Here is a 25,399-nt window from a genome sequence, read left to right as displayed (position 1 = left end):
CCCGACTCCGGATGATCTCTGATTTGGCCCGTCGATCCGCCGCGTCAACGACCCTGGCCTTTGCCGTCCTGGCGATGCTGGCAGCCGTGCTCTTCTCGCCCGTCGTGTTGCTCTGGATCGGCAGGCGGCCCGGGTACGACTGGCCGCTCTTGGGCAACGTCGGTCAGACGTACGGTGCCGCGTCGGCGATTCTCGCGGGCCTCGCGCTCATCGGGGTGGTCTCGTCGCTCAGGCTGCAGGCCCGGGAGGCCAAGGCGGCCCGGGAGCAGGCGCTGCGTGCGCTGCACACCGACCTACTCAAGATGGCCATCGACGATCCCGCCCTCCTCGAATGCTGGGGGCCGATCGAGGACGCCGCCGATGTCGAATGGTTCCGCAAGCACGTCTACGCGAACCTGATCGTGTCCCACTGGCAGCTGATGTGGGAGGTGGATGTCCTCGTCGCGCCGCATCTGGAAGTGCTCGCCGACCAGTTCTTCAAGGGACAGGTTGGCCGCCGCTTCTGGGCCGAGGCGCGTGGCCCTCGGATGAAGGCCGAGACGTCGCGGCGAGCGCGGCGCTTCACGTTGACTGTCGACCGCCGCTACCTGGCGGCGGTCGCAGCGGGGCCAGCGGAAAACGGGCCTCGTGAGGCTGCGCGGACGACCGGATCCGCGAGCATGTCCGAGAAGGCCGCCAGGGACGGCCGTGTCACCGCGGTAGCTGTTGGCGTCGTGCTCGGCGCCTTAACCGTCATTGCCGGTCGCCGTCTCCGCCAGGGCGCTCCGGTCCGCCGCGACGGGTGAGGCGTCAGAACGTGTCGCCGAACTCGGGGACCCCGTCGACGTCAAGTGTGACCCGGTCGTTCTCGGTCCACTGGCCTGCGGGGGCGAGCCAGCTCGGGTCGTCGCGCTCGTCGATGTCGCTCCAGCTGTGCCGATGGTGGCGGAGCTGGATCGGCCCGGTCGACGCGCCCGAGGCGAGCGCTCCGCCGGTGAAGGTCAGCTCGATCCAGCCGGGGATCGTGGTGCCCGGGATCGGGTAGCGGGGTGGCGTCGGCGTGCCCGGCATGGTCGGCGGGACGAAGAACAGCACTGTCTGCCGGACGGTGTCGCAGCCCAGCGCGGCCCAGTCGCAGTTGGTCACCAGCGAGGTGTTGCCGCCCTCGAAGCGCAGGTGGTAGCGGACCCGGACGGTGCTCAGGTCGAGCGGTCCGTCGCCGGTGTTGGTGACCTGGAGGACGTACTGGATCTGGTTGTTCGTCGGTGACCAGTCCAGGTTGCGGTAGCTGACCGTGGCCCGGCCGGCGGCGGTGCGGACGGTCGTCGTGGGGGAGCTGTCGGAGTAGCCGCCGGGCGCGCGGGCGGCGACCGCGATCCGGTACGTCGTGCCGGGCGCCAGGTCGGTGAGCGTGAGGGTGGTGGCGGTGGTGGTGCCGAGGAGGCGGTACGTGTAGGGGCCCAGCGGCACCTGCACCTCGTAGCTGATCGGACCGTCGCCAGTCGGCTCACCCGCCCAGGCGGCCGGCGCCCAGGTCAGGGTGAGCCGGTGTGGCTCGTTGGCCAGCACCGTCGGGCTGCCGGGGGTGGTCAGCGCCGGGGTGTCGTCGGCGCGGGCGGAGGCGACGGTGAGCAGGCTCGCCAGCACGGCGAGGGCGACGACGGCGGTGACGCGGCGGGCACGCATGGCCGAATCGTAACCACAATGGACAACGATCAATGATTATTCCCACGTGGTGGCCGATTGGTGGCTGCAACTTCCATCGACTCGCGGTACGACGAAATGGGAAGCGCGCATCCGTGCCCCATTAGCGCGTTGTCAGAATGCTGCACCGACTCCACCTGGCGATCAATCGCGGGTTGTCCATACGCTGACTCGACTGCGCGCTCACATCGTGAGGTGTCGAATGGTCATTTCCCGTTCTGTTCGTACGCTGCTCGCCGCCGTACTCAGTTGTCTTCTGTTCGTTGTCTCGACGCCCGGTCCCGCTCGCGCGGCGGTGGCCGACGGTCCGGAAGTGGCGGCTTATCTGGCCGCACACCCGGGTGGAAAGGCGATCAGCGACAACGAGATCAGCTACGACGGCGGGGCTTTCGTCGTGACGCTGCGACGGCCGATCGGCACGCTCGTCGCCGCCGACTGCCCCTCGGGCTGGTACTGCTTCTACGAGTGGCCCAACTACGGCTATCCCCGGGGTCGGCTCTCCGACTGCGGCCGGCAGAGCCTCGCCACCTGGCAGTGGCAGTTCCGGGTCGAGTCTGCGCACTACAACCTCGGCAGCGGGACGGTGTCGTTCTACTACTACGACACCCGCCTCTTCGACATCGGCGCGGCCAACCGGGTCCGCAGCGACGCGGCGCCCTATCGGAACTGGCCGAACTACGTGCAGCGTCGCTGCTGACTCGCGTCGACCGGTCAGGCGCACCCGGGTCCGGTGGTCCGGTCGGTCCGTGCCTTGCTCAGGATGAGCACGTATTCGAGGATCTGGTTGTCGACCACTGTGGTCGTTTCGTGGCTGAGCAGCTCGCCGCTGTGTCCGTCGAACTGCACCGTCTCCCGGCGCCCCAGGGTGTCGTCGGCGCTGAAGGCGAGCCCGGTCCGATCGTTCCAGTCCGGGTACGCGCCCCGGTCCTGGATGCCCGGCGTCGCCGCCAACTCGAACAACAGCGTCGAGATCTGCGCGGGGCTCAGCAGGTGATAGCGGAAGAAGCGGCTGACCACGGTGATCATCCCGGCGGCGGTGCGCAGCTCCTCAGGCAGCTCGCCCAACTGGTCGGCGAGTTGCCGGCGCAGCTCCACCGGGTCCGCCGAGGGCACCGGTGGGATCTCGGACAGGTCCCCCGGGCCGTACGGCGCCGACGTGGGTTCACCGGAGGGGCGACCGCCCGCGAACGCGGTGACGACCCGGTGACCGGACAGCGCGGAGTTCCACCACAGTTGCTCGTCCCGGTAGCTGCCCCGATCGACTCCCGGCGCGAGGTCCGCCGGCGCCCAGATCCGCCGGCAGACAACGGTGTACGACCCGTCGGTGATCGTCGGCGTCAACCCGGCGACATCCAGCGCGAGGTCCGCGAGACGCCGGGCACTTCCGGTGTACGCGGGGGTGGCGCTGCCCGACGACGACAGCCCACCCGGTAGGGCCTCCGTCGGGGCGACCCGGGTCTCCCCGCGGCCCCGGCTCGCGGAGGTGCCGACCGCCACCAGCGATGTCAACGACACCCCACCGAGCAGGATCGCCAGGACGGCCCGCAGCTTCGGGGGCAGCCGACCGATCCGGCTCGACCCGGTCGGCGTCACCCTGGCGCCCTCGCCAGTGGGGCGACGGGGTCGCGGGATCGCGTTCGTCCGGGCGGAGACGGCAGGCCGTGGTGACGGCTGGTTGACGCGCCGTTCGCCGTCGTGCCTCGTCGGCCGGCCCGGCGCACCGGCACGGATGGCACTGGCCGCGTTCCCCGGCGGGGTCGCGCCCGGTCGGTTGCCGGCCGGCGTCGGTGCGGCCTGGTGGCGGTGTGGTTGCCTGGCCTCGTCGCCGGAGCGGCCGGTGGGGAGTGCGGCCGGGTGCCGCCCGTGCCAACCCCCGGGCGTCGGTCGTTGCTGAAGCGGAATCATGCCCCAGGGCCACGCCGGTGCCTCCGGGTCGGCGGGAGGCCGGGCCTGGTCCGTCGGCGTCCGGTCCAGCGGTGCGCCGCGGTTCTGCTGGCTGGGCAGCGGCCCCACCGCGTCGAACCGGGCCGACCGGTCATTGGCCGGGAACGCGGGCCGCAGGGCGGCACCGACCAGCGGCAGGGTTGGTAGGCCGGCCGCCGACGGTGGGACAACGTCGGTCCGGAACTCCCGCTGATAGGCGAGCGCGGCGTGCGCGGCCAGTCGGAGGTACCAAATACGCCCCTCGTGGCCGGCGTTCTCGTAGGTGCAGCAGATCAGTGCCTGACTCACCAGGGTGAGCAGGTACTGTGCCCGCCAGATCGCCGCCCAGTTCCCCTTCTCGGCGACCGCCTGCCCGGCCGCGTAGCTTGCCTTGATCACCTTGACCGTCCGCTTCGACAGTCGGTCCGAGGCGGTGCCGGTCGGGTCGATCAGCAGGGCCAGCAGGGCGTCGGCCGGGACGGTGCGCGGGGCCGCGGCCACCTCGGGGAGGACGAAATCCAGGAGCAGGGTGCCCAGATCGCGGGTGAGCGGGGCGTCGATGGCGAACCGGTCCAGGTCCACCAGGCAGAACTTCTTGACCTGTACGTGGCCCGTGCGAGAGCAGGGGAAGAGGGCGTTGCGCCCGTGCAGGTCGCCGTGTGACGCCCCGCAGAGCTGGTCGAGCTGGCCGTCGTGAAAGAGCGACCCGGCCGCGGCGAACCGCAGCGGGTTCGGCAGCACCTCGCTGCTGGCGGGGTCGTGCAGCCAGTCCGTGTCGAGGTCGCCGAGGCCGAGCGCGGTGACGGCCGCGTACACCTCGGTCTCGGCGTCGGCATCGACCAGCTCTCGTCGCACGAAGCGGCCGGCACTGGTCCGGGTGACCCGCCGCCCCTTGGGGTGCCAGTCCCACACCCCGTCGAGCAGTGCGCGATAGGCGTCCCTGAGTTGGTCGTCACCCACCTTGGCGAGCGGAACGACCTGCTCCGCCCCGTGCGCGATGTCCTGGAACATCAGGTACCGGCCGTCGCCCACCGGGTGCGACGGGTACGGCTGGGGGACCAGGTGGCGTGCCGCGAAGCCCGCGTCGAGCCGGACCGCTCGTGCGTGTCGGGCGGTCTCCTCGTGCGCCTGCTTGTCCGACAGCACCTTCACGTACAGCTGTTCGGGATCCTGGCCGTCGCTCTGCTGCACGATCACGGGTATCAGCTGCGCGCCGCTGCGCCCGCGCAGTCGGGTGCCGTGGCAGGGCGGGCGGACGATGGCGTCACGGCCGGCGGCCCAGTCGCGCAGCGCGACCGACATCGTCGCATCCTCTATGTACTGTTCGAACTCGTCAACGAGGCCGTCGCCCATGTCCGCCGTTGGACCTTCCACGAGTGGTGAAAGTGGACGCGGACGGGCGGGGGTGGCACGTCCGAGTGAGGGATGCGCGGGTGGGCGCGAGGCTCAAGCTACCGCAACTTTCGGGCGAACGCGTTAGTAATTCGCAGCCGCCCCCGCATCTACCTAAAAGTAATAAATGGCTACTTTCCGCTTCCGTCAGTACGCGTTCCGTGACATCTAGAAAGGTGGATATAGGATCGTCACGGATAAGGGAGGTGCCGGTGACACAGCGCACGGAATCCCTGCTCCAACGGCAGCGGCGGCCCGAGATGATGGCGCTGCTGCACGCCATGTCGGTCTGCCACGCTCGGGCTCAACGGCTCGACAACCTCCGCATGGCGCTCTCCGTCGCCATCGGCGTCGCCGGGGCGGTGGTCGCCTTCACCGGCGTGTCGGCAGTCGCCGTCACCGCCGCGGGCGCGCTCTGGGCCGTCGTCAACGCGCTCGGGCTCGGCTCCTGGTCCGCCGGCCAGATCCGCCGCGCGGCCACGCTTCAGGAGATGTTCGACGTACGCCTCTTCGAGCTGCCCTGGAACGCGGTCGCGGCGGGCGAACCCCTCGGCCCCGAGGAGGTGAGCCGGCTCGACCGCGCCTACCGGGGCGACGAGCGATACCTGCGCGACTACTACGAGGTGCCGCACCTGCCCCGCCCGTACGACGTGCTCGCCTGTCAGCAGCAGAACCTGGGATGGGGTGCGCGGGTGCGGCGGCGCTACGCGTACACCGTGCTCGCCGGGGTGGCGCTCTGGGCGGCGGTCGGCGTCGTCTTCGCGGTGACCGCCGAGCTGACCGTGGCCGACCTGCTGACCCAGTGGTTCGTCCCGTCCCTCGGCGTCCTCCTGCTGGGCGTGGAGATCTACCGGGGTCAGCGCGACGTCGCCGCCGAGCGGGACCGCGCCCTCGCCATCCTGCAGAGGCAGATCGCCGTGGCCGTCGAGGGCGACGACCCCGACGTGGAATCGCGCCTGCTCACCCTCGCCCGGCAGACGCAGGATCTGATCTTCCACAGTCGGCAGGGGCAGGCCCGGGTGCCCGACTGGTTCTTCCGACGGTTCCATGCCGCCGACCGGGTCGATTTCCAGGCCGCGATGGTGAGCCTCGCCGAGCTGCTGGGCGCTCGCCCGCCGGCAGCCCGCACGGACTGACGTCGCCACTCGGGACGCCATGGTCCGTCAGGCGACGTCGGGTCACGAGCCGCCCTGGCGTTGGATCCGTCCGTCGCCGGAGACCGTGGCTCGGCCCAGGTCACCCTCAGTGCCGGCGGGGCCGGTCGACGGCGTAGTACGGGCGCTGCGGGGCCGTAGCGTAGCCGCACTCCTCCTAATCCTCCGGTCCACAAGAGATAGCTGAAAGGAGGACGTCGATGGGGTCCCTCGGACGGGACTCTCGCCGGTACTGTCCAAAGACCGCTAGTGGGGAGGCGGGTCGACTTGGGTTGTCCTCAAGGGCCGGCCGTGATGGATGGCATGACGCAAGCGGACCGGTCCCGCCAGATCGCAGTCGCCCCACTGCATCGCCGTATTCAGCGAAGGGCGCCTCGACATGCCATTTGAAAGTCCCGATTGGCCGTTGGCGGATCTCCTGCGCGACATTCGGGCCGGCAAGGTGCAGCTGCCAGACTTCCAGCGCGACTGGAAATGGGACGATGCACGCATCGTCAGCCTGCTCGCGACAATTACGCGGGGCTACCCGATCGGCGTGGTAATGACCTTGGAGACCGGTGGCGATGGGGCACGCTTCAAGCCCAAGCCGCTGTCCGGTGCTCCGCTAGGCGGGCTCCAGGAACCCGAACAGTTGCTGCTGGACGGGCAGCAGCGCTTGACCTCGCTCTACCAGTCATTGATGTCGGGACAGGTGGTAGATACCACGGACGACCGGGGTAAGCGGCTCAAGCGGTGGTACTACATCAACATCGAGAAGACGCTGAAGGATGAGAGTGACCGGGAAGACGCGATCATCAGCGCGCCCGAGGACCTGACAATTCGCGACAACTTCGGCCGCCGCATAGTTGCCGACTACAGCACGATGGAGAAGGAGTGCGCGGCGGGCATGTTCCCACTGCGTATCGCCCTCGACGGCGACGCCAAGCTTGACTGGTCACTCGAGTTCATCGGAGTCGACCACGACCGGCGGGCCATGTGGAAGCAGTTCCAAAGCGCTGTCCTGGACAACCTCACCTCCTACCTCGTGCCGGTCATCAAACTGACGAAGACGACGCCCAAGGAGGCCGTCTGTACCGTCTTTGAGAAGGTCAACACGGGTGGGGTCGCGCTCAATGTCTTCGAGCTGCTGACCGCTACCTACGCGGGCGACAAGGACTACTTCGCCACGCACGGCGAGGACTTCCGCCTGAACGACTACTGGCTGGCGACGCAACGGCGGCTGGCGCGTCATCCCGTGCTCCGGTTCCTGGAGAACACGGACTTCCTCCAGGCGGTGACGTTGCTTGCGACATGGGAGCGGAAGCGGGCTTACCACGGGGACGCTCACAACGCACCAGGCGTGAGCTGCAAGCGGCGGGACATGCTGCGGTTGAAGCTGACCGAGTTCCTGCACTGGGCGCCCAAGGTGACGGAGGCGTTGGAGTGGGCCGCAGCGTTCCTCGCTGCCGAACACATCTTCGATGCTCGTGACGTCCCCTACCGCACGCAGCTCGTGCCGCTCACAGCGATCCGTGCCGCCCTCGGCGACGAGGCGATGCTCTGGGGGCACGACGTTAAGTTGCGGCAGTGGTTCTGGTGCGGAGTGCTCGGCGAGCTGTATGGCGGTGCGACCGAAACCCGCTTCGCGCGCGACCTCGAGCAGGTCGTCGCGTGGCTGGCTGGCAAGGGTAAGGAACCCGGCACGGTCCAAGAGGCCACGTTCTACGAGGAGCGCCTCTACACGCTCCGCACCCGCAACAGCGCGGCCTACAAGGGCATCTACGCCCTCCTGATGCGGCAGGGTGGCCGAGACTGGATGAAGGCCGAGGCCCTAGGCCAGGCGACCTTCTACAATTACAAGGTCGATATCCACCACATCTTCCCTAAGGCATGGTGCGACAAGAACGGCGTTGAGCCGATCTGGCGGGAGAGCATCGTGAACAAGACGGCCCTGTCCCGGCTCACCAATCAGCGGATCGGCGGCCAATCCCCTCGCGACTACCTGCCGAAGATCGAACATGCCGCCGGTATCAAGCCGAAGGACCTCGATGCGATCCTGGAGACGCACGCCATCGAGCCGAGGCACCTCCGCCGAGCCAATTTCGACAAGTTCTTCGAAGCGCGGACGGAAGCCCTGTTGCAGCTCGTAGGGGCGGCGATGGGCAAGCGAGCGGTCCGCAGCGGCGAGACCGAGCGCGACGAGTCGCCAGCGGCGTACGAGCCTGAGCCCGAGGAACTGGCGGACGACCCGGCCGTAGCGGCGGAGCTTGTCTCGTGATCAGCCGTTGCGTGCCCGGCAGCCGACCTAGCGGCGAGGCAGGAAGCTAGGGTGCGGCGCCATTACGTGCGGGGCCATTCAGTACGCGGACACATGCGCAACGGTAGGTGGGTGAGCCCGCACTACCGCAGCGACCACTACAGGCTTTCGTCCTACCGTGGCGTCATCCGCAAGGAACGGCAGGGAGGCATAGGACGGATCGTTGTCTTCATGTCGGTCCTTTGCCTCCTGGGAAGCTGCGTGAACTGGCTCAGTTCTCGGAACGAGTCCTCCGCCCCGGATAAGGGGCGAGCTGAGCGGGCGCTAGCAATTCTGGACGGGCAGGCTCAGGCGACCCGCATGCCGGAGCCGCCCATCGCCCCGCCAGCGGGTTCGCCGGCCAGTGACTCATGCGCGACCGAGCAGCGGGCCTACGATTCCTGGCACGACCGGCTTGGTCCCCTTACAGATGGACTAACTCCGCCCACTCCTCATGAATTGGAGCAGCTGAACACGGACGCGCAGGCTTACCGTTCAACCGTGGCCGCGCTTTCGGATCCGCAGGTGGGCGACCTCGTGTTTGCGATTGCGACATATCGAGCATCCGTCGCGGCGGCGATGACGGAACCTGCCAGTATCCAAACGCTCGGCTCACTGGTGACGGCCGGACTGGGCGTCAACGGCGCGCACCGCGCCTACCAGGCGAGGTGCTGACGGCGAAGGTTCCTCGTGCCTGCGTCCGCGCTCTTCATGCCGCGATGGCGCGAGCAGCGGCGTAAATGTCGGCGGGGAGCGGGTGACGCAGCCGCCAGATGATCCGCATCGGCCGGTCGCCGCTGTGCTCCTGGTACATCATCGGTCCGGCATACCGATTCGGCGGTGCGCCCAGGTCGCGGTCGGCGACCTTGGTTTCCCGGGCGAACAGGTGCACTGTCGACCCGCGCTCGGTGTGGTGGATGTAGCGCTGCCCCGTCACCGAGGCAGCCAATGTCGTGCTCTGCGACTCCCACTCGTCACTCAGTGGATCCGGTCCCGCAAACCTCGGCGACCTGGCGCAGCTCGGCGCATCGCGCCGGCTCTGCCCACAGCCGTTACAGCCGGGCGTCGCGCTCGGTCAGCGGCACAGACGGCCCCCAGAGGCTGAAGTGCAGCATGTCCAGAAGCCGTACGCCGCCGGGGTGCTAGCCGCTTGCCACCTTGGCCAGCAGGTCCAGCCGATCGACGTCGTCGGTGTGCAGCATCCGGCCGGTGGCCCGGCCGAGCTCGCGGTCATCTGGCCGGCCGAGGTGTCGATGCCGGCCAGGCGCCGCAGCCCGGCCCAGCCGCGATGCTCGCCGGACGGTAGACGTCCTCGATCTCCAGGCCGGCCTCCCGCAGGAACTCTGCCAGGCTCACGTCACCGAGCTGCTGCGGCTCGGCCACCAGGCCGTTCTTCGAGGTGGGCAGGGCCGACTTCAGGTTGGCGAGCACGATCTCCTTCGCCACCAGGTCCAGCTCGACCGGGCAGCCACTCGGCAGCGACGGGAAGTCATCCCGGACGGCCACATCTACGGCCCGTCGGCTGGCCCCGGTCAGCGCCCGCCAGCGCAGGTCGAAGCAGAAGTTTGCGTGCTGCCCGCCGATGAAGTCGAGCACGGTCAGGCAGGACTTGCCGTCGTCCGGGCGCAGGCCGCGGCCGAGCTGCTGCAGGAAGATCGTGGCGCTCACGGTGGCCGCAGCATGAGGATCGTGTTGACCATCGGCAGGTCGACGCCCTCGTTGAAGAGGTCGACGGTGAAGAGCACCCGCAGATCACGCTTGCGGAAGGCGGTCAGCAGCGCCTGCCGCCCGGCGGCGTCGACCCGCGAGGTCACCGTCGCCGACGGTACGCCGTGCTTGGTGAACCAGTCCGCCATGAACTCGGCGTGCCCGATGCTCACGCAGAACCCGAGCGCCCGCAACGGTGAACAGCGACACCACCGTCAACTGGTTCTCGATCGACATCGCCGGCAACGTGGAGAGCAACTACAAGCCGGACGGTCAGGGCAGCAACTACAACAAGCAGAGGGCGGGCGTCCAATAGCCTAATTCACCGCTTGAACACTGGCGGCCGCCGACTATGGATCGGCGGCCACCATCCTGTGAGAGGCAGGCCCCCTGCCGACTGGGGCCGACGTCGGGGTCCGGCGTCGGTCGTTGCGGTGCGGCCCGCGCCCGTTGGTACGTCCCCCCGAGGCGTCCTCGGGCCTTCCGACCCCGCCGGTATCCGCTCGGCTGCGGGGCCGAGGCCTCCTCCTGTCGCCGCTGGCGCCCTACCTGACCTCGAGTGACATGTCGACGGGTGTTCTGGTCGTCGGTCGCGCTGCGGATGAGCGCCGGCCGTCGCCGAGCGCCTTGTCCCCGACGAGGCGACGGCGCAGCGCGGCGTATGTCCGCTCTGCTCGCGCCAGGTGCACCCGCTCGATGACAATTGTTGCTGCGGGCAATATTGCCTGTGCAGGTTCTTGACAGGGTTTGAGCGGGCCGACGGGGCCGCCCGATCGGGTGAACGCCGGGGGTCCCGCTGGCTGGCGTGCCGCAGGTAGTGTTTCGGACACCGCCGGTGGGGAGGTGGGAGTGCCGCATCACGCGTGCTGACGCCGGACCAGACTCGTCATTGGGGCCAGTCCTACCCGCAGAACCAAAGGTGCCGCATGCTCTCCCGATCCCCGTCCGCCACGGAATCGCCGGCGCTGATCATGGACCGTGCCACCTCCCTGGTCGACTATCTGATGGCCGTGCGGGCCCAGATGGAGAAGCCGGCCCGGACGGTGCCGCAGACCGACGCGTTCTGGCAGCACGACCTGCCGGCTCACCCCGACTGCCAGGTGGGCGTCTCCTCTGACGGCAGCAGCTGGTTGCGGGTCGGTCTGCCGCCCGCGCCGAAGCAGCTGCGGGCACCCGCCGAGTTCGGCCCGTATCTCGCCGGGCCGCTGTCGTACGAGAGCGATCCGCGGCTGGCCGGCGACGAGGAGACGGTCGAGCACCTCCGTACCCGGTTCGAGCAGTGGCGGGAGCGGGAGTGGCGGCCCTGGGCCGAGCAGGCCCGACGTGCCGAGGCGGTCCGCAGGCTGCACCGGAGCCTGTTCGACCTGAAGCACCGCATCGACATGAACGCCGCCACCCACGAGCTGGTGTGGGGGCACGGTGTTCTGCGCATGGACGTGGTCGGGAACCGGGTGCAGTACCCGCTCGTCGTGACCCCGGTCGCCATCGAGTTCGACGCCGACCGGTCGATGATCCGGGTGGTGCCGCAGGGCGCCGGCCGGCTCCAGACCGACCCGCTGACCGGCCTCGACGAGCGGTACCTCAGCCAGCTGCTCGCTCTCGCCGGTTCCGGTGGGCAGCTCGACCTCGACGTCTGGGACGACTTCGCCCGCCAGGAGTTCCTCGATCGGGCCCTGCGCCGCCTCGGGCACGACCCGACCGTCCGGGCCGCCGACGCTCCCGCCCCGGTCGGCCCGTACGTCCACGACACCGGCGTGCTCTTCGTCCGGCCCCGGCAGCGGATGTTGCGCCGCTTCCTCGAGGAACTCCGCGCCCGTTTGCTCAGCGGCGATACCGCGAGCATCGGTGCGCTGGCCGCCATCCTCGCCCATGAGCCGAGCCGCCTGGAGATGCCGCACGACCAGCCGGAACGGTGGGCGCCGCTGGGGGAGCGGCTGCTCATGCCGCTGCCCACCAACGAGGCGCAGGAGTCCATCGCCCGGCGGCTCGCCCAGCACCGCAACGTGGCCGTTCAGGGTCCGCCCGGCACCGGCAAGACCCACACCATCCGCAACCTGATCTGCCACCTGATGGCGCACGGCAAGCGGGTGCTCGTGGTCGCGCAGAAGGAGGATCCGCTGCGGGTCCTGCGGGACGGCCTGCCCGAGGAGATCCAGTCGCTCTGCCTGGCGGTGCTCGGCCGCTCCACCGACCAGCTCGTCCAGCTCCAGCTCGCCGCCCGGGAACTCTCCGACCGGGGCGCCACCCTCGACAAGCGCAGCGAGCAGCAGCGGGTGGATCGGCTGCGCCGCCAGATCGAGGAGGCCGAACGGGACCTCGGCCAGGCGCTCGGGGCGCTGCGCACCCTGGCGGAGAACGAGTCCGCGCAGTACGAGATCGACGGCATCCGGCTGTCGCCGAGCGACGTCGGCAGCTGGCTGCGGGACCGGGCCGACCGGTACGGCGACATCCCCGACGAGATCCCACCGGACCTCGACGCGCCGCTCACCGTCGAGGAGTTCACCGACCTGCTCGACATCGCCCGTCGTACCGCCCGTCAGGACCGCACGCAGGCGCTGCGGCACCTGCCGACGGTGGCCGCGATGCCGACCGCCTCGGCTGTCCTCGCGGCGCGGCGGGAACTCGCCGCCACCCGTGCTGAGCTGGACCAGCTCATTGCCGCAGGTGTGGTGCTGCCGGAGGTACGGGCGTTCGGCCGGACCGCCCTCGACGAGCTGGCCGGGCACCTGCGGGAGGCACTCACCCTGCTCACCGCCAGAGAGGGTGCCTGGACGGACACCCTCGCCAAACTCCTGCAGGCTGACCCGAACTGGCGGGCCATCTGGGAGGACCACGTCGCCGCCTGCCAGCGGGCGCTCGCCGAACTCGCCACGGCAACCCGGGTCGTCGCTGGCCACCGGGTGACCGTCGCCGACCCGCATCTCGCCGAACCGCGCCGGCTGCTGGCACAGCTCGGCGAACTGCGCCAGCGCTTCGCCGCAGGCAAGGGCGTCAACAAGTTCTTCCAGGGCACCCTCGCCAAGCTCGCCGCGGACTGCCGCATCGACGGTGAGGTCCTGCGCACCGCCGACGACGTCGAGATCGTCGTCGCGTACGTCAACCGTCTCCGGCTGCGGCAGGAACTCGCCACCCGGTGGACCGAGTGGCGGAACCTGCTCAACCTGCCGCAGGAACCCGGCGACCAGCCCGAACTCTGGGCCGGTCGACTGCTCAGCGACGCGGCGACCGCCCTGGACTGGGACCGCCGCCGCTGGCCCACCCTGCACGCGACCGTCCGCCGACTGGTGCCCCGGGTCGAGCCGGCGGTCGACGTACGCCGGCTGACCGCGCTCACCGACCTGGTCGCCCGGTGCGCGACCGTCTTCACCCACGACCGGTTCGTCGCCGAGGAGCGCGAGCTGGGCGCCCTGCTCCAGGCCGGCATGTCCACCAGCGACGCCAGCGAACTGTGGCGGCTGCTCGACCAGAGCCGACAGCAGGACGACCTGCCTGGCTGGGACGGCATCCTTGACGAGGTACGCCGCCTGGCCGGCCTGCGCCCAGACGCGCAACGGTTCACCCAGCTCGCCGGCCGGCTCCGCCCGGCCGCCCCCGCCTGGACCGCCGAGATCGACACCGGCACCGCGTACGCCCTCGCCGGCAGCGGCGGCGACTGCCCGCACCGCTGGCAGTGGCGCCGCGCCCAGACCTGGTTCGACACCGTCGTGGGCAGCGTCGACCCGGTCTCGCTCGCGCACCGGGTCGAGCAGACCCGGGACCGCATCCGGCGACTCACCCAGGAACTCGTCGTCGCCTCCTCCTGGCTGGAGGTCTCCAAGGCCCTCGACGACCGCCGGCGGGCCGCGCTCGCCGACTGGACCACCGCCCTGAGGAAGATCGGAAAGGGTACGGGCAAGAACGCCGCCCAGTGGCAGGCGCACGCCCAGCGGGCCATGAGCGCCGCCGTCGACGCCGTACCGGTCTGGGTCATGTCCGTCGACCGGGCCATCGAGCAGTTCGCCGGCGGAGCGCACTTCGACGTGGTCATCGTCGACGAGGCCTCTCAGGCGGACATGTTCTCGCTGCCCGTGCTGAGCCTCGCCGAGCGGGCCGTCGTGGTCGGCGACGACCAGCAGATCGGACCGCAGCTGTCGTTCGTCGGCACGGTGACCGGCCTGATCAACTCGCACCTGGTCGACGTGCCGTCCGCCGAGCACTTCGACCCGGAGAGCAGCCTGTACGACCACGCCGTCCGACGCTCCCCGGAGCGCATCCTGCTCACCGAGCACTTCCGCTCCGTACCGGCGATCATCGGCTTCTCCAGCGAGACGTACTACGGCGGGGAGATCGAGCCGCTGCGCACCGACCGGCCCGCCGGCATCGGCGACCCGGTCAACGCCGTCCATGTGCCCGACGGCATCCGCCAAGGCCTCATCGGCTACGGCGATGTCAACGTCCCCGAGGCTGAAGCCCTCGTCGCACGGGTCGCGGCGATCGTCGCCGACCCGGCCTACGGGGGACGCAGCATCGGGGTGGTCAGCCTGCTCAGCACCAGCGGACAGGCCCTCTACCTGCTCACCCGCCTCCGCGAGGAGGTCGGCGAGGAGGAGATGGAACGGCGTCGGCTGCGCGTCGGCGACTCGTACACCTTCCAGGGCGACGAGCGGGACATCGTCCTCGTGTCGATGGTCGTCGAGCCGCACCATGGGCCGGTCTCGGCCTTCACCAAGCGGGACCACCATCGGCGGGTCAACGTCGCCGCGTCCCGCGCCCGGGACCAGCTGTGGGTGTTCCACTCGGTGCAGCCCGCCGACCTGCGCGAGGACGACGCCCGAGGACTGCTGCTCACCTACTGCCAGAACGTCACTGCCGTCGACGAGGCGTACGACGACCTGGAGAAGCGCTGCGACAGCGACTTCGAACGCGAGGTGCTGCGCCGCATCCTGCGTCGCGGGTACCGGCCGCTGCCGCAGTTCCGCATCGGCGGGTACCGGATCGACTTCGTCCTCCCAGCGCCGGACGGGCGGCGGCTGGCCATCGAGTGCGACGGCGACGCGTACCACGGGCCGGATCAGTGGGAGAGCGACATGCGCCGACAGGCGGTGCTGGAGCGGGTCGGCAACTGCGTCTTCGTGCGGATCCGGGGGAGTGTGTTCAGCCGGGATCCGGAGGCGGCGCTGGGACCGCTGTGGCAGCGGATCGACGAGCTGGGCATCGCGGTCCCGCAGCCGGTGGATGCATCCGCCCGGACCCAGCCGGTGAACGCGGGCCCCAGCGCCGACGAAGCCGCCGGGACCGGGACCGATCTGGCAGCGACGGGCCCGGACGCGCGACGCGATGACGCTGCCCGCTTCATCGACGAGGCGCTGGAGGTTACGTCGCTACCAGCGGACCGGGGCGGCCAGGATGGGACAGAGGCACCGGTCGAGTCTGTCGAGAACGCCTCCGGAGCGGAGGACGAGCGCAGCATGCCCAGGGCGGCCGGGGGTGAGGCCGTGAAACCTGTGCCGGTCGATGTTCCGCCATCTGCGGTCGACGAGCCACGGCGCACATCAGAAAGTGTTGATGCCGCGGAGCGTCACTCGACCGACACATCGCCCACTGCGGCGGTGGGAGACACTCCTGGGCAGAGGCCGGCCGTTCCTGCTACGCCCGTCAGCCGGCAGCGGCAGGACGAGAGAGTCTCGGACGAGTGGGTGCCACCGGGTTACCGCAGCATCGCCTGGATTCGCCCCTACGAGGCGATGGCCGCCATCGAAAGCTACCGGACCGGCCACGACGTTCCCATCCGTCATGGTGGCAAGGTGCTTGGCTGGGCGCGGCACGGGGGCGGCAGTTCGGCGGGGGCTCGCCCGCTCGGGGCAGACATTCGGATCGAGCGCGCGGAGGCCGGAGGCCCGCTTGTTATCTGCTGGGTACGCCAGAACGAGGCGGAGGCTGTCGTCCGAACGGCCAGCACCCGAAAGGACAGCCCCTGCGACACCGATGACGGTCGAAGGGAGGGACTCGTTCAGTACTTCGCTCCGACCAGCCCCGCGGCGATCCAGAACCGGAGTGTCACCCGGTTGTTGCGCTCATCCTGGGAGGAGGTTCCGTCCCGGCCTCCACTGAGGGCGTCAGCCGAGACGATGCTCACTCCGGCGAGTGGAAAGCCGACGGAACCGCAGCCTCCGGAGCCTCGCCCGGCTTCACTTGAAAGGACGGGCCAGGGTGGGTCTTCGACTTTGTCGGCGCAGCGGAAGCCGCAGGAGCGACCCCCGGAAACCGTCGGACCTGCTGCGGCTTCCGGAAGCGGCACGGTGGACCGGCGTAGCCTCGAGGCATTGTTCCATCGCGAGATGGTCCGTATCTGTCAGCGGGCGCGGGATGAGGTGAGCTACCAGCCGACTCTGTTGCTGCGTCTGGTGACCGACAAGGGGGGACTTGCCAGCGCGCGGCAGCTGCTGCGTAGTCCGGTGGTGTCGGACGGCTTCACTGCACTGTGGGAGCGCGGACGGGTGGACCTCACGGCGGAGGCACTGGCTCTTCGGACGGAGTTTCGTGCGCTGTTCACCGAGGAGGAACTGAACGTCGCTCGCAGCCGCGTGGACGCGGCATCCTCCTGAACTCCTGACGTGATCCTGAGGCCGCTGTCGTCGGTGCCTTCTGGAAGGACGACAGCCGCCTCAGCGGTCCCCTTCAGCCCGGCGGGCGGCCCCGGAGCAGCCTTGTGGAACTCAGGAAGCGTTCAGCTTCCTCGCTGCCCGGTCGGTAGTACTCCACGAGCCCGGCTGTCTCACCGTCCGGGCCGGTCACGGTGATCGAGCGCCTCTCGGCTGAGGCCTGGGTGACGCTGAATGCCTCGTGCTCTCTGATCCAACAGGCGATCCGCTCGCCCTGGGCCCGGGTTCTCACCAGCTTCACGTTGGCATGGCTGTTGAAGTTGTTCGTCGAGGCCTCATCCACGTAGCGAGCCCAACCCGTGATCTCATCGCCGCTGTGCACCGGCACGTCTGCGTGCAACTGGTACGCCAGTACGGCCGCTTCCGCCTCATGGGGGCGGACCCAGCCAACACTGCGGTATCCGGCTGGCACCGGCACCCACGCCGCGGAGGAATCCTCCTCGGGCACACCACCGTCCGGGGGGGCGTCATCTGCGTTGACGTCGGCGTCCAGATCGTGGTGCTGCGGTTGGTGGCCATCATCGGGATCTGCCAGTGACACGGCGTGGCTTTCGGCGGTGACCCGTTCCCCCGCCCGGTAGTGCCGTTGACCCGTCCATACCTGCTCGAGGAGTGCTGCGATGTCGTCGTCACCGCGCTGCCGGTAGGCAGCGAGAATGCGTCGTGGCTTCGCGTCTTCGGGAAGGTCGACAGCGGTGGCAAGGGCTGATTTCGCGACCTCCGCACCGCTGATTTCCGTGGCACCGATCAGGCTCAGCGCCTGCGCCAGCGGATCCGTGCTCGGCGCAGGCGGCTCGTGGACCGTGAGGCCGAAGCGGCCGTACGGGCGGAACTCGAGGAAGGCGCTCTGCCCTTCCCTGGCCTGCAACTGGTCGAGGAATCTCTTGATGGTGCCGCTGGCCGGCTGCAGTCCCGTCCAGCGGATGCTCTGGGTGCCCAGTTCAGAGTCGAGCTCAACCACCTCGCCCTGAACGCAGCCGACGAGGTTGGCGACACCCGACGGCACAGGAAAGCCCGAACCACGTAGATGATCGCGGGTGATGACGATGCGGAGCTTCCATACGTCCCCGTGCCGGAAGAGCCGGCGGGTGGCGCTGGGCGCCTTGCGAGGCGCCGCTGGCGATTCCCGCCGCCGTACAACGCGATCAACGATCTCGAATTCACCATTGCCTGCGTACGCCTGGACGCTGCTCGGCGACACGTCGAACCGGTTGGTGATCGACTCCACCAGCCGGCTGAGTTCGATCTGTCCGCCAGCCGCGGCAAGTTCGATACCGATCTGCTGGCGGATCGACGTGTACTCCTCCAGTTCCCAGCTCGCCAGGCCCCACGTCGCCCGATCGGTCCTGATGAACCGGTCGTCGCTGCCCAACACGTTGGTCAGACTGCGGATGGTCGTGTCTCGGCCCATCTCCCGGTGCAGCTCGTCGGTCTGCAAGGGCTCGCCCGTCGCCGCCAACACCCCCGCCGCGTGATCGTTGAGGGACCGCGTGCGGGTCAGGATCTGGTCGTTGTACACGATGTAACCGCACCAGCTCAGCCAGGAGAGCAGCTCCGCCTTCGGCATCGCGGTGGCGGAGGCTGCCGCGGCGAGGTCGACCAGGCCGTGCTCGGTCGCAAAGTCCTCCAGCAGGATTCGGGTCTGCTCGCGTGCAGCGCTCACATCGGGAGCGGCGGCCCACCCCTCACTGACCTCGAAGTAGTCGTCAAGGCGGTCGAGGACCAGCCACAGAGGCACACCGACCCCTGGAACATCACGGGCGAGATCGGGGTGCAAAGTGATCAACCGGTCAAGCGCAGCGATCGGCTGGATCTCGGCACGGAGACTGGCCAGGAGGTTGCCGATGCTGGTGCCGAAGTGGAAGGTACGCGCCAACAGTTCCTTGAGCCGGATCTCAATCTGACGCACGCGCTCACGTGTGACGTCGAAGTCAATCGCGAGTTCCGCCAGCGTCCTGGGTGGCCTGCCGAGGAGCCGGTCACGGAGGATCCGCAATTGTCGCTCATCGAGCTCGGACAGGACGGCGGTGAACTCCAGGACCGGGTCAGAGCTGCCGCTATTGGTCCCCAGGTCAGCTGCTGTAAGGGAGTTGAGGCGTAGGGCCACTTCCTGGATCTGTTCAGGTGCCCCATCCTCGATGACGACCTTCAGCAGAGACTGACCGCTGCGTCGCCGAAGGTGATGCCATGCGGCAAGCTGAGCCAGATCCTCGAGTAGCTGCGCCTGCGCTGGGGGCAGGCTCGCCACCGGTGCGTTGGCGGATGGGTCGTCCTCTCCGCTCACGTCGGTCTCGGGCAGATCACCGGACCGGATGATGGCAGCGGACACCAGCGCTGCGATGACCTCCTCCACAGTGCCCTGGCCCGTGCCGCGGACGTCGTACAGATCCTTGACCGACAGCATCTCAAGGTCGGCCACGGTCTGCGCCTGCAGCCTCTGGAAGGCGGTCCGCGCCCTGGCTGCCATCGTGAGGGTGGCGAGGGGCATCCGTGCCGGCACCGTCGGGAAGCTCTTCCCGAACGCCGCGTCCAGATGCCGGGCCAGGAAGAACCGGGCCAGCTGACGGCAGAGCGCCTCGTGTTCGACCATCATTGTCGTAACAGCTGGTGACTCGGTGAGCCACCAGTCGGGAGACGGGGTGAGATCAGCCAGCTCCCGCGCCGTGGCAGGGGTGTGATGAGCAAGCCAGGGCAGCACCCGGTTCCAGAGCGCGTCGTGGTACGCCTCGGGAGGAAGATCCCCGAACGGAGCGCTGGTCACAGTGGTCCTCTCATGCTCGTACGATGAGCAACGGCGTCAAGGCGTGCTCCTGAATCCGAGTCGCCGTGCTTCGGCCATCACCCGCAATGCCTGCGCCGCCTGCTTGTCGCTGATCGTCCAGCTGTTGTTGACGTAGCGGCCCACGTTGTCAGCCAACTGCCGCTGCCACGGCTGGAGGTTGCTGGTTTCTTTGGCCCATCGCGCCAAGCCGAACCATTCGGGGGCGGGAATCGCCATCACCAATGCGACATCACCACCGGTGCCGTCGTCCGGGTCTGTCAGGGCGCTGTCCTCAAGAGGCTGATCAGCCAGCTCCGCCGCCAGCTGGTCGGGAACCGTCCACGGAAGGGCGAGAACCGCCTCCCAGCAGTCCGGGCGCTTCGCCCACTCGCCGATGTTGGTGCCTCCCCTGAGCGGATTGACGATCACCTCGCGGACGGGCACGCACAGGTCGTCCAGGGCGGCGGCGAGTGCAGGCGACAGGCGCTGCTCTCGCCAGATGCGATCCAGGTCGACTCGTCGGTTGGTGGCCTCGGCCAGCCGCGCGATCGTGTACGACGTGATATTGATCTTGTAGCCGCCGAAGTCCCTCGCCGCGACGATCTTGTCAGTGGCCTTGAACAGGATCGCCTTGGCGAGCAGACGCTGCGAGTAGCTGACGTTGACGGCCGGGGCGTTCTCGCCCATCCGCACCATGAGCTCGCGGAAGTTCTTCTCGGCTCCTCGGCTCACCAGAAAGGGGAAGCCGGCCCACGAGTGAATGAACTTGGCCGCGTCGGCCTTGGTGAACTTCTGACCGGTCGGATGCAGGCTCTTGAACTTGCGCTGGTTCGCCGGGGTGCGCTCGCGGGCCAGAGCGTCGGTATACTGCCCTCGGGCGCGCTCGTAGAACCACTTCGTCTCCTGCCCGCTCCCGTCCGCTGCCGGTGCCCACAGCGATCGCGTGACCTGCTCGATGGCCACGTGGAACGGGTGGTTGGAGCTGAAGTCGACGACCGTGACCTTGTTCTGGGTGTTCGAGTACCTGGAGATTTCCGGAACGATCTCCTGCAGACGGTCGGGGGAAACCCGGGTCAGCTTCATCTGTACGTGGACCCGGCTGAGATCGGCCTTGTCACGCGTGTGCGCGTAGTGGATCGAGGCCGTGGTCTGACCACCGTTGACGATCTGCAGATCGTGGATCCTGCTGATCGCCTGACCGCCCTCGGGCAGCTCAGTGAACTCGACGGTCGAAGCGGTGGCGGTGATGCCGTTGTTGTAGGCCAGAAAACGGTCCGGGTTGGTCAGGAGGGTCTCCCGGATGCCCTTGTTGACCCCACCCTTGGTCTGCAGGAACGACCGGACATTCAGCTCCAGCAACCGTGTGCCGTGTCGGCCGTAGAGGTCGGCCAGATCCTGCCCCGGAATGATCGCCAGGAAGACAGAGTAGTTGCGGTCGGTCTCGGGCGTGGCGAGGCAGGGGAGCGGTGGATTGAACTCGACCGCGATCGGCTCACTGAGCGTCCCCGAGGACGCCAGCCGGTGGAGCCGGGTGAGGTCCCAGACCTCATGGGTGACGGTGAGGCCGTCCAGCTCGCCTGGTGGCAGCGTCGAGACTGCGCTGACGGTGTCCGTCAGGAGGAACAGGCGGATCCGCGGAGCGTCGGGCAGAGCCTTCTGGACCGCGATGCACATGTCATGCACGTCAGACGATTCATCAATGTCCTTCGCCAAGCCATCACGGCACTTGCGGACGAAGGTCTGCAGCCGCTTGAAATGTCCCTCGGCCTGGCTCCGGGTGAGGCGGCCTTCCTCGGGCTGAAGGCTGAAGTGGGTGATGAACAGATCCAGGGTCCCGAGGGACTCGTTCATTCCGTAGCCGTTGACCTCAAGACCGATCGCCTTGTGGTACGCGGTGAAGGTGTTTTCCACCTCGCCGGCCTGCTCCAACTCATCCAGCACCCGGCGGGTGAAGGTGTCTGGAGCGGTGGCGTTCTCCGCCTCGGCCGTGGCGAGCACGTCGGCGACGAGTTCCTGCGCGTAGGCCGACAGGCTGCTCTGGCTCATGCCTCCCCCTTGACAATGCTGGCGACCCGCTCAGCGGAGACACCGTACTGGTCCAGTCCGACAGTGCTGATTCGGTAGCGGCAGCCCCCGACCCCCGGCCGTAGGTCACCCTCGGTGATTCGCGGGAAGTCGCCAGTGACGTGCCAGAAGTGCGTCTCCCGGACCGTGTAGCGGAGCTCGTCGTACAGGTACCGGTGTTCGGCGAGGTAGCCGGCACGGATGAGCTGATCATCTATCTCCGCTCGCACCGCCGCCGACGGTGATGCCTCCCTGAGAGAGTCGACCACGGCGTTGAGCGACTCGCCGGAGCCGCCCCGGCGTTCGTCCAGCGAGAAGTGAGCCAGCAGCAGGAAATCAGTTCCGGTGTCGTCGAGCTGACGTTCGCTCGCAATGACGATGGTCCGGGGGCTTCTTCCCGTTCCGGTCTTGACCTCGATGGCACAGGTCCCCAGTTCGAAGTCCTGATTCGTTCCCATCGGCCCGCGCCAGGCCGACACCGCCTCCTGAGGCGGCAGGACCGGACACAGGTGGTCGCGTAGGACGACAAGTTCCCCGAACAGGCCTCGTCGTGCCTCTTCACTGAGTCCGGTATCACGGATGGACTGGAGGAGATGACGCCAGTGTCCGAAGCGCTCGATGGCCGCGGTCAGAGCCTCAGCGGGGCCCTCGGCCGCGTGCGCGGTCGTGGCCACGTCGGCGATCAGCGGATTGAAGACCTCCCGCCGTTCGTTCGCGGTGAGGACGACCCGAAGTTCTGTGCTCCCGTCAGGAGCCGTCGCGAACTCGATCGCAAGGCCTCGGGTGCTGGGCAATGACGGATACCGTTGGGCCACCGGCTGACCGGCAGACGCTGGCACCCGCAAGAGGAGCACGCGCCTCCCCGTTGGCTGCTGGACCGCCAGGAAGATGTCGTGCCGCGATCGTGGAAACAGACGCCGGGCGACGATGCCGTACGGGTGATGCTCAGCCTCGAGGGGCGCCCAGTCTTCTTCTCGGATCCTCACTCGTCCGGATCCTCGTCATCGAAGAGGTCGATCTCCAGCTGCCGCCAGACGTCATTGACCACGTACTCGGTCTCGGTCGGATGCTCCGAGAACGGAAAGCTGATCGCGAAGCCGACCAAGGGAGGAAGGCCCACGTCAGCTTTTGCCTCAGGATGCTCGATCGGGTAGATCAGGAGCAGGGGTTCCTGCACTGGGCGGAATCTCCGCAGAGGCTGCCCCGTGGGTATGGTCGGCTCCTTGAACTCCTTCCCCTTGCGGTTGGCTTCGAGCCGTCGAGCTGCGCTCGTCGCTTCCAGAGCCCGTGTCCGGAGATGCTCGGACAGATCCCTGCTCTCGTCCGCTGGACTGAGCACGCGCTTGATGGTGTGCCGTCCTGGCTCCGCCTCCAAGCCGTCGGGACGGGAACGGGTCACGAGGCGAAGTGGGTGAGTGCCAATCTCCTCCAGCGTTCCGGTAGGCGTGCCCACCAACCGCACCGTCCAACTCGACAGTTCGCCCACCGCGATGCACCCACGGATGTACTGCGCGATGAGCGCCGGGCGCACCCGGTAGGAACCGCGGTCGGAGATGTATCCGTCGAGGAAGCCATCGATGATCTCGGTCGGCGGCACGCCTCGCCAGACCAGGCTGGTCCCGTCGGGCTCAGGACCGCCCTGCTGGTCCAAGCCGGTGATGAAGCGTTCGAGGATGTCGAAGTTCCGCCGGACAGCCTCGGGGTGCAGGCTGAAGACTGTCGTCTCAGGAAGCTCCCCGGAGTAGCTGAGCCGCACCTTGACGCCGCGTCGCATCTTGTTGGCGGCGGTGACCGCCAGCCCGGCCGGAGAAGCGCGAACGCGCAGTCCGAAACTCTCCGGCGTCTGGCCCAGACGCGCCATTTCCGCGAAGTCCTGACGGAGCTCGTTGTCCGCTGCAGTGATTTCCCCGTATGAGTTGAAGAGCTCCAACGTCGTGTACAGCCTGCACAGGTCCTCGTAGCCAGGGCGGTAGCCGAACCAACGACCCATCTGCAGCAGCGTGTCGTACATACTCGACGCGCGAAGGTAGTAACTCACGCTGAGGCCTTCCAGCGTCAGCCCACGAGAGAGCTTGTCCGCACCCACGGCGATGACGGACAGACCGGCCTTGCGGTTCTCGTAGTACTCGAGCGCGTCCCGGGAGCTGCCGTTGACGGCCCGGACATCGATCTTCCGGAGAGCCGGTCGCAGCTCCTTCTCAACATCGTTCCACTGGACCGGCGAGGCTTCCTCGGCCGGGAACGTCGCACTGGTGGTGGCGAAGTCCTTTTCCCAAAGACCCCGGAGTCGGGCGAGCACGTGGGTGGCCTCGTCGCCCATGCCGTCGCGGAGTCGGTCACGCGTCAGGTTCACGTGCTCGTCGATCTGGTCGCGGATCCGGTTCTGCACGCTGACGAACCGCGTGACGTGGACGAGCATGGAGTTGTGCTGAGTGCCCTGCCCCCGTACCCGACGAGCAGCGCACGTCAGAATGAAGGCGTCGATCGCCTCGCGGAGCGACGGGGGAAGCTCCTCGGGCGGCACCCATTCCTTCTTGTGCCGGGGAGGCATCCAAGCCTCGTGGTCGTGGACGGGGCGGAAGATCGGAAGCGCTTTGATCCCGTCGTCATCCGGGTCCGTCGCGCTTAGCCCGAACACCCGTTCCGGTCCGAGGTAGTTCGAGGGCGCAGGCAGGCTCTCGATGAAGCTTTCGGGGAACAGGTCGAGCCCGAACGTGTCGTGGTCCGCCTTCGGCTTGATGTAGATGTTGGCGAAGGGCGTCGCGGTGTACCCGACGTACGCCGCCTTGTCGAAGCTGTTGAGCAGATGTCTGATCGACCGGTTGATCGTCGAGGGGTCGGTGTCATCGTCCTTGGTCGTGTCGACGGATGCGTGATCCGCCTCATCGTCGATGACGAGGAGTGGAATGTCCCGCACAACCTTGGACTTACCGTCCCCGACGGGCACGCCCTCAATCTCGACGATCCACTTGCGGACGTTCTCGAGGATGCTCTTGTGCTTCTTGATGACGAGCACCACGGGGTAGTCGCCGATCGGCAGGTTCAGGTGCCTGGCTATCTGCTGCTTGAAATCCCCGCCTTCCGCGCTGTTCGTCAGTGAGGCGATCTTCAGCCGCTTCACGCCGGGCATCACTCCGACACCGATGCGTGCCGTGTTCGTCGCCTCGTCGTAGCGCTGCTGGTACTGCGTGTCGAAGCCGAGCAGGCCCTCGTCGACCCGGAGCTGAGTCTGACTCCGGAGACTGTTGTGTATGCCTGCCAGGATGACGATGAGCTTGTAACCGGCGTCTGCCGCCTTGCATGCCATGCCGATGTAGTTGCCGGTCTTACCCGACTGCACCTGGCCGACCACCAGGCCGGTACGACGCCAAGCGCCCGGACGCCGCGGATCCTCGATCTGGCGAAGGATGCGGTCCGTGCTCTGGTCCAGCCGACGGACAACCCTCGGCGGCATCAGGCGCACGTCCTCGAGATACCGGCGGTAGCGGTCCCAGAAATCCCAACTGCGTTCCAGCTGGGCCTCGGTGAGCCACTCGATGTGGTTGCGATCGTCCTTCAAGCCGACCGAGTCGTCCTGCCAGACCGCAACCCGCGACTCGATCTCCTTCAGCAGGACGTCCCGATCGAGCAACTGCCCACGGGTCTGCTGCATCACCCAGATCGGATCGACGCTCTCCGCGATCTCGTCGTGCGTCGCTTGGCGTTCCTGCGGCAGCAGTGCGAGCACCAACCGGATGGCCTGCTGCATCGCGTCACCGTTGTCCTGCGTCTTCGCGGTCATGTGGCCCTCCCGTTGATC

15 protein-coding genes are annotated in these 25,399 nt (G+C 68.2%); 6 read left to right on the top strand and 9 right to left on the bottom strand.

Annotated elements, in window-relative coordinates; all coding sequences use genetic code 11:
- Positions 1-11 precede the first annotated feature (11 nt).
- Entirely contained in the window at positions 12-785 is a 774-nt protein-coding gene (locus tag B0E54_RS09725; protein ID WP_234583003.1) for a DUF6082 family protein, read from the top strand.
- Positions 786-789: 4 nt separating this feature from the next.
- Here the strand turns inward: B0E54_RS09725 and B0E54_RS09720 are convergent, their stop codons facing one another.
- Entirely contained in the window at positions 790-1,665 is an 876-nt protein-coding gene (locus B0E54_RS09720) for a cellulose binding domain-containing protein (protein WP_234583002.1), read from the bottom strand.
- A 331-nt stretch (positions 1,666-1,996) separates the two neighbouring features.
- Here B0E54_RS09720 and B0E54_RS09715 point away from each other — a divergent pair, with 331 nt between their 5' ends.
- Positions 1,997-2,380, top strand: a complete 384-nt coding sequence (locus B0E54_RS09715) for a peptidase inhibitor family I36 protein (RefSeq protein ID WP_234583001.1) — start codon at positions 1,997-1,999, stop codon at positions 2,378-2,380.
- Between the two features lie 14 nt (positions 2,381-2,394).
- On the opposite strand, the gene B0E54_RS09710 is transcribed toward B0E54_RS09715, so the two are convergent.
- Complete coding sequence (locus tag B0E54_RS09710; protein WP_234583000.1) at positions 2,395-4,908, bottom strand: hypothetical protein; 2,514 nt, start codon at positions 4,906-4,908, stop codon at positions 2,395-2,397.
- 302 nt (positions 4,909-5,210) lie between these two features.
- Between B0E54_RS09710 and B0E54_RS09705 the strand changes: the two genes are divergently transcribed.
- The 3 genes from B0E54_RS09705 (at position 5,211) to B0E54_RS09695 (ending at position 9,102) form a co-directional block, all read left to right on the top strand.
- On the top strand, positions 5,211-6,134 hold the full coding sequence (locus B0E54_RS09705; protein ID WP_234582999.1) for an S-4TM family putative pore-forming effector: 924 nt from the start codon (positions 5,211-5,213) through the stop codon (positions 6,132-6,134).
- 424 nt (positions 6,135-6,558) lie between these two features.
- Positions 6,559-8,409, top strand: coding sequence for a DUF262 domain-containing protein (locus B0E54_RS09700; RefSeq protein WP_234582998.1), 1,851 nt, complete (start codon positions 6,559-6,561; stop codon positions 8,407-8,409).
- A gap of 519 nt (positions 8,410-8,928) precedes the next feature.
- The gene (locus tag B0E54_RS09695) at positions 8,929-9,102 is read left to right on the top strand and encodes a hypothetical protein (RefSeq protein WP_234582997.1); all 174 of its coding nucleotides are present in this window, start codon (positions 8,929-8,931) and stop codon (positions 9,100-9,102) included.
- 34 nt (positions 9,103-9,136) lie between these two features.
- Here B0E54_RS09695 and B0E54_RS09690 read toward each other — a convergent pair whose 3' ends face one another.
- From B0E54_RS09690 to B0E54_RS09680, 3 genes are all read right to left on the bottom strand, one after another.
- On the bottom strand, positions 9,137-9,364 hold the full coding sequence (locus B0E54_RS09690; RefSeq protein WP_234582996.1) for a hypothetical protein: 228 nt from the start codon (positions 9,362-9,364) through the stop codon (positions 9,137-9,139).
- Between the two features lie 293 nt (positions 9,365-9,657).
- Positions 9,658-10,095 (bottom strand): hypothetical protein, encoded by a 438-nt coding sequence (locus tag B0E54_RS09685; protein WP_234582995.1) that lies wholly within the window; start codon positions 10,093-10,095, stop codon positions 9,658-9,660.
- Complete coding sequence (locus B0E54_RS09680; RefSeq protein WP_234582994.1) at positions 10,092-10,307, bottom strand: helicase-related protein; 216 nt, start codon at positions 10,305-10,307, stop codon at positions 10,092-10,094. The genes B0E54_RS09685 and B0E54_RS09680 overlap by 4 nt, the downstream gene beginning before the upstream one ends.
- Before the next feature lie 753 nt (positions 10,308-11,060).
- Here B0E54_RS09680 and B0E54_RS09675 point away from each other — a divergent pair.
- On the top strand, positions 11,061-16,718 hold the full coding sequence (locus B0E54_RS09675) for an AAA domain-containing protein (RefSeq protein WP_234582993.1): 5,658 nt from the start codon (positions 11,061-11,063) through the stop codon (positions 16,716-16,718).
- A 73-nt stretch (positions 16,719-16,791) separates the two neighbouring features.
- On the opposite strand, the gene B0E54_RS09670 is transcribed toward B0E54_RS09675, so the two are convergent.
- Genes B0E54_RS09670 through B0E54_RS09655 form a run of 4 tightly spaced genes read right to left on the bottom strand, consistent with a single transcriptional unit; the run spans position 16,792 to position 25,381 of the window.
- Positions 16,792-19,536, bottom strand: a complete 2,745-nt coding sequence (locus tag B0E54_RS09670; RefSeq protein ID WP_234582992.1) for a sigma factor-like helix-turn-helix DNA-binding protein — start codon at positions 19,534-19,536, stop codon at positions 16,792-16,794.
- A 36-nt stretch (positions 19,537-19,572) separates the two neighbouring features.
- Positions 19,573-21,582: an AIPR family protein gene (locus B0E54_RS09665; RefSeq protein WP_234582990.1), complete on the bottom strand. Its 2,010-nt coding sequence runs from the start codon at positions 21,580-21,582 to the stop codon at positions 19,573-19,575.
- A complete protein-coding gene (locus B0E54_RS09660) occupies positions 21,579-22,586 on the bottom strand; it encodes a PD-(D/E)XK motif protein (RefSeq protein WP_234582988.1) in 1,008 nt (335 codons plus the stop codon). Before B0E54_RS09660 ends, B0E54_RS09665 begins: the two co-directional genes overlap by 4 nt.
- Positions 22,583-25,381, bottom strand: coding sequence for a Z1 domain-containing protein (locus B0E54_RS09655; RefSeq protein WP_234582987.1), 2,799 nt, complete (start codon positions 25,379-25,381; stop codon positions 22,583-22,585). The genes B0E54_RS09660 and B0E54_RS09655 overlap by 4 nt, the downstream gene beginning before the upstream one ends.
- Between the last annotated feature and the right edge of the window lie 18 nt (positions 25,382-25,399).

Origin of the sequence: Micromonospora sp. MH99 (assembly GCF_021442385.1) — a bacterium.
GTDB lineage: Bacteria > Actinomycetota > Actinomycetes > Mycobacteriales > Micromonosporaceae > Micromonospora.
Note: the sequence above shows the minus strand (reverse complement) of the source record. Positions and strands in the feature narration are given on the sequence as shown.